This window comes from Streptomyces sp. NPDC002785 (genome assembly GCF_040295565.1).
Classification (GTDB): domain Bacteria; phylum Actinomycetota; class Actinomycetes; order Streptomycetales; family Streptomycetaceae; genus Streptomyces.
This window is the reverse complement of record NZ_JBEOVN010000360.1, coordinates 1-3443: the sequence shown is the minus strand read 5'-3', so window position 1 is coordinate 3443 and position 3443 is coordinate 1. Positions and strand designations below refer to the sequence as shown.

Here is a 3443-nt window from a genome sequence, read left to right as displayed (position 1 = left end):
GAACATCACCCAACGACAACCCAGGATCAACATCAAGCTCAGCAGCCAACCCCGCCACATCACCACGCTCGACCACCTCCCAGAACCGCTCGTCGGCCGGGTCGACGGCGGCACCGGAGTCCTGACCGGGGCCGGTCGGGGTGGCCATCCAGTAAGACTGGCGCTGGAAGGCATAGGTGGGCAGGTCGACACGGGCGGCGTCGCTGCCGACGTACGCGGCGTTCCAGTCGGCCTTCTTACCCCGGACGTATGCACGGGCGACGGCCAGGGTCAGGGTCTCGGCCTCCGGACGGCTGCCTCGCAGTGCGGGGGCATACACCGCGTCCCGGGCGTCCGGCAGGCAGTCCTGGGCCATCGCCGTGAGTACGGCGTCGGGGCCGAGCTCCACGAAGGTGGTGGCGCCCTTCTCGGCGAGGGTGTGCATTCCGTCCAGGAAACGCACCGCCTCCCGTACGTGCCGCACCCAGTATTCGGGCGAGCACAGCTCCTCGGCGGTGGCGAGGCAGCCGGTGACATGGGAGACGACGGGGATGCGCGGCGGGGCGTACTCCAGTACCTGCGCGACGCGCCGGAATTCGGCGAGCATGCCGTCCATGAGCGGGGAGTGGAAGGCGTGGCTCACGGTGAGCCGCTTGGTCTTGCGGCCCTGGTCGCGGAAGGCCTCGGCGATCTCGGTGACCGCGTCCTCGTCGCCGGAGACGACGACGGAGGCGGGTCCGTTGACGGCAGCGATGCCGACGCGGTCGTTCAGCAGCGGCAGCACCTCCTCCTCGGATGCCTGCACGGCCACCATGGATCCACCGGCGGGCAGTTCCTGCATCAGTCGGCCGCGGGCGGCCACCAGCGCGCAGGCGTCCTCCAACGAGAGCACGCCTGCCACATGGGCGGCGGCCAGTTCGCCGATGGAGTGACCGGCGAGCAGGTCGGGGCGCAGTCCCCAGGACTCCACCAGGCGGTAGAGGGCGACCTCGACGGCGAACAGTGCGGGCTGGGTGTAGTCGGTGCGGTCGAGCAGGGCGGCCCCGGGAGAGTCCGCCTCGGCGAAGAGGACGTTCAGCAGCGGCAGTTCCAGCTGCTCTTCGAGGTACCAGGCGGCGTCGTCCAGCGCATCGGCGAAGACCGGGTACGTCTCGTACAGTTCGCGTCCCATGCCCAGGCGCTGGCTGCCCTGCCCGGTGAACAGAAACGCCAGCTTGCCGGTGGCGGGTCCGCCCTGGACCACGGCCGGGGAGTGCTCACCGTCGGCCAGGACACGCAGTGCGTCCTGGAAGCCGGAGCGGTCGTCGGCGACGAGCACCGCGCGTCGCTCAAAGGTGGCGCGGGTGCTGGCCAGGGAGTGGCCGACGTCGGTGAGGGCGAGGTCCGGGTCGGCCTCCAACCGTTCCCACAGCCGCTCGGCCTGCTCGCGCAGTGCGGCCTCGGTCTTGGCGGACAGAACCCAAGGCAGGACGGCGGGGCCTTGCCCGGTGGGCTGCGCGCCGGTCTCACCGGCCGTCGACGGCTGCTCCTCGGTCTCGTCGGACTCACCGGCCGTCGGCGGCTGTTCGATGATGGCATGGGCGTTGGTGCCGCTCATGCCGAACGAGGAGATGCCGGCCCGGAGCACCCGCTCTTCGGTGCGCGGCCAGTCGCGGGCCTCGGTCAGCAGCTCCACGTCGCCGGCCGACCAGTCGACGTGCGGGGTGGGCGCGTCCACGTGCAGGGTCTTGGGCAGCATCTCGTGCCGCATCGCCATGACCATCTTGATGATGCCGCCGACGCCGGCCGCGGACTGGGTGTGACCGAGGTTGGACTTCAGCGAGCCCAGCCACAGCGGCCGGTTCTCGGGGCGGTCCTGCCCGTAGGTGGCCAGCAGCGCCTGCGCCTCGATCGGGTCACCGAGGGTGGTGCCGGTGCCGTGCGCCTCGACCGCGTCCACCTCGGACGCCGTCAGACCGGCGTTGGCCAGCGCCTGCCGGATGACGCGCTGCTGGGCGGGGCCGCTGGGGGCGGTGAGGCCGTTGCTGGCGCCGTCCTGGTTGATGGCGGTTCCGCGGACGACCGCGAGTACCTGGTGGCCGTTCTTCCGCGCCTCGGAGAGCCGCTCGACGAGCAGCATGCCGGCGCCTTCGCCCCAGGCCGTGCCGTCGGCGGCGGCAGCGAACGGCTTGCAGCGGCCGTCGGGGGCCAGGCCGCGCTGGCGGCTGAAGGCGATGAACGAGCCGGGGTTGGCCATGACAGCGACGCCGCCGGCCAGCGCCAGCGAGCACTCGCCGGCGCGCAACGCCTGCACCGCGAGGTGCAGCGCCACCAGGGAGGAGGAGCAGGCGGTGTCGACGGTGACGGTGGGGCCTTCGAAGCCGAAGGTGTAGGCGATCCGGCCGGAGGCGACGCTGGCGGCATTGCCGGTCACCAGGTAGCCCTCGAAGCCTTCCTCGGCCTCATGCAGTCGCGGTCCGTAGTCCTGCTGTTCGGCGCCGACGAACACGCCGGTGTGACCACCGCGGAGGAGGGCGGGGTCGATGCCCGCCCGCTCGAACGCCTCCCAGGACGTCTCCAGCAGCAACCGCTGCTGCGGATCCATCGCCAGGGCCTCGCGCGGCGATATCCCGAAGAACGCCGGATCGAACCGATCGGCGTCGTGCAGGAATCCGCCTTCACGTGTGTAACTACTGCCGGCCCGTTCCGGGTCGGGGTCGAAAAGACCGGTGAGATCCCAGCCGCGGCCCGTGGGGAATTCGGATATGACGTCCCGGCCGTCGGCGACGATTTCCCAGAGCTCTTCCGGTGATTTCACATCACCGGGAAAACGGCAGCTCATTCCGACGATGGCGATGGGCTCGCTGTCGGCGAAGGCCGCCCCGGTGGTGACCGCCGCGGCGTCGGGGCCGTCACCGAGTCCCAGCTCGGCCAGGACATGGCGGGCCAGCTGGGCAGGGGTGGGGTGGTCGAAGGCGAGAGTGACGGGCAGCCGTAGCCCGGTGGCGGCGGTCAGCCGGCTGTGCAGGTCGACTGCGGCGATCGAGTCGAAGCCCAGGTCCTGGAACGGACGGTGTGGGTCGAGAAGGTCGGGGGCATTGTCCCGCAGCGCGGCCGTGATCAGATCGCCAACCAGCTCCAGGGCGGTTTCGACGCGCTCGGCCTCGGGCAGGTCCGCGAGTAGCCCCTGCCACGACACCGCACCGGGACCGTCGTCCCGCTTTTCGGTGCTCTCGGGCGTGAAATCCTCGGACTCACTCATCATCGCGCGCCCCATAACCTGCAGAAATAATCCAAGACCGTGTACCAGCCTTGCACAGGACAAGCCCCCCCAGAAACCCCTTCAAACCCCCTATGGACCCCTAGTTTTTCCTGGAGTCCCTTATTTGCGGGGCGTCTTGGGAGGGCGGCGCGTAATTCACCAGAGTGCACGAGAATTCCGGCACAGGCAAGGAATTCAGAGGTGGAGGGTCGGCCTTTCGGCC

1 protein-coding gene is annotated in these 3443 nt (G+C 70.1%); it reads right to left on the bottom strand.

Going from position 1 to position 3443, the window contains the following annotated elements:
- Nucleotides 1–3235: type I polyketide synthase (locus ABTZ94_RS36885; RefSeq protein WP_502967374.1), on the bottom strand; the 3235-nt coding region annotated here is incomplete at its 3' end.
- Nucleotides 3236–3443 lie beyond the last annotated feature (208 nt).